Raw genomic sequence first — 2,095 nt, forward strand, 5'->3', positions numbered from 1 at the left:
CGCGTCACGCGGGCGGAGGCTTCCCGGCTGATCGGCCGGCGCCGACCGGGTGGTGCGGCGCCGGGGGTGGTGCGGAGGAGGTCTACTCGCCGCCGCCCTTGGGCAGGCCCTCGTAGATCTTCTTGCACTCCGGGCAGACGGGCGAGCCCGGCTTCGGGGACTTCGTCACCGGGAACACCTCGCCGCACAGCGCCACGACGTGCGTGCCCATCACCGCGCTCTCCGCGATCTTGGCCTTGCGCACGTAGTGGAACATCTTCGGGGTGTCGTCCCCGGTGTGGTCCGTGCCTTCCGGCCGGGTCTCCACCTCGGGCAGAGTCTGCGTGCTCACGCGGACAGCGTACCTGGGATGATGGCCCCTCGTGAGTACGCCGAGCGTCACCGAAGAGGTCCGATCCGCCCTGGCCGAGAACCGGCCGGTGGTCGCGTTGGAGAGCACGATCCTGTCCCACGGGCTACCGCCCGGCCGCAACCGCGAGGTCGCCGAACGGCTCGAAGGCGTGGTGCGCGCAGCGGGCGCGGTGCCCGCCACGATCGCCGTGCTCGGCGGTGTGCCCAAGGTCGGGCTGACCCCGGCCGAACTGGACTACGTCTGCGACCCGGCCAACGACCTGGTGAAGCTGTCGCGGCGGGACCTGGGCGCGGCGTACGCGTTGAAGCGCGACGGCGCGACCACGGTGGCGAGCACGGCGGCGCTGGCGCACGCGGCGGGCATCGGGGTGTTCGCCACCGGAGGTCTGGGCGGTGTGCACCGGGGCGCGCGGGAGACGTGGGACGTGTCCGCGGACCTCGACGTGCTGGCCACGACGCCGGTGCTGGTGGTGTGCTCGGGCGTGAAGTCGATCCTGGACATGGGCGCGACGCTGGAGCTGCTGGAGACCCGGTCGGTGCCGGTGATCGGCTTCGGCACGGACCGCTTCCCCGCCTTCTACCGGCGCGAGTCGGAGTTCGGCGTGCCGTGGCGGGTGGACTCGGCGCGGGACGCGGCGGCCGTGGTGGCGGCGCACCGCGGGGTGCCCGGGTCGGCGGGCGTGCTGCTGGCCAACCCCATCCCGGCCGACTTCGAGATGGACGCCGACCTGCACGAACGGCTGCTGGCGGAGGGCCTGGAGCTGCTGCGGGAGCGCAACGTGCAGGGCAAGGAGGTCACGCCGGTGCTGCTGGAGCACTTCCACACCGCGAGCGGCGGCGTGAGCCTGGACGCGAACGAGGCGCTGGTCGTGTCGAACGCCTCCCTGGCCGCGGCGGTGGCCGTGGAGCTGGCGTCGTGACGTCACCGACGGGCACGGTGCCGGAGCGGGCGTCGTGAAGGGGATCGTGGTCGTCGGTGACGCCGGGCTGGACGTGGTGGCCCGGCACGCGGGGCCGATCGTGCACGGCGGCGACTCGCGGGCGTCGGTGACCATCGAGCCGGGTGGCGCGGGCGCGAACACGGCGGTGTGGCTGGCCGCGTGCGGCGCGGCGCCGGTGCTGGTGGCGCGGGTCGGCGCGGACTCGGCGGGGCGGCAGGTGCACGCCGAGCTGACGTCGGCCGGGGTGCGGTGCGCGTTCGCCGTGGACACCGAGGCGGCCACGTGCTGCGTGGTGGTGCTGGTGGACGACACCGGTCAGCGCAGCATGCTGCCGGACCGGGGCGCGAACGCCCGGTTCTCCCCCGCCGACCTGGATCCGGGCCTGCTAGGGGACGCGTCCCACCTGCACCTGTCCGGGTACGTGCTGCTGGACGCGTCGTCGCGGCCCGCCGGGTTGGCGGTCCTGCGGGCGGCCCGCGAGGCGGGGCTGACCACGTCGGTCGACCCGCAGTCGTCGGCGTTGATCTACGACGGGTTCCTGGACGACGTGCGCGGGGTCGACCTGCTGCTGCCCAACACCGAGGAGCTGGTGGCGCTCACCGGCTCGGCCGAACCGGCGTCGGCGGCGGGGCTGCTGGACGTGGTCGGCGCGGTGGCGCTGACGTCCGGCGCGGACGGCGCGAGCTGGGTGGACGCCGACGGGGTGGTGTCGGTGCCGGCGGAGGACGTGGAGTGCGTCGACTCGACCGGCGCCGGTGACGCGTTCGACGCGGGGCGGCTGGCGGCGTGGGTGTCCGGCGCGT

3 protein-coding genes are annotated in these 2,095 nt (G+C 74.6%); 2 read left to right on the forward strand and 1 reads right to left on the reverse strand.

The genetic code is table 11. The features are described 5' to 3' along the window. Positions 1-82 precede the first annotated feature (82 nt). A complete protein-coding gene (locus tag AB0G02_RS36730) occupies positions 83-331 on the reverse strand; it encodes a DUF3039 domain-containing protein (protein ID WP_310314493.1) in 249 nt (82 codons plus the stop codon). A 31-nt stretch (positions 332-362) separates the two neighbouring features. On the opposite strand from AB0G02_RS36730, the gene AB0G02_RS36735 reads away from it, so the two are divergent. Both AB0G02_RS36735 and AB0G02_RS36740 read left to right on the forward strand, forming a co-directional pair. Further along, complete coding sequence (locus AB0G02_RS36735; RefSeq protein WP_360804061.1) at positions 363-1,271, forward strand: pseudouridine-5'-phosphate glycosidase; 909 nt, start codon at positions 363-365, stop codon at positions 1,269-1,271. A gap of 34 nt (positions 1,272-1,305) precedes the next feature. Beyond that, the coding region (locus AB0G02_RS36740; protein WP_360804064.1) for a PfkB family carbohydrate kinase at positions 1,306-2,095 on the forward strand (790 nt) is incomplete at its 3' end.

The organism is Actinosynnema sp. NPDC023658 (genome assembly GCF_040639995.1).
In the GTDB taxonomy this organism is placed as follows: Bacteria; Actinomycetota; Actinomycetes; order Mycobacteriales; family Pseudonocardiaceae; genus Actinosynnema.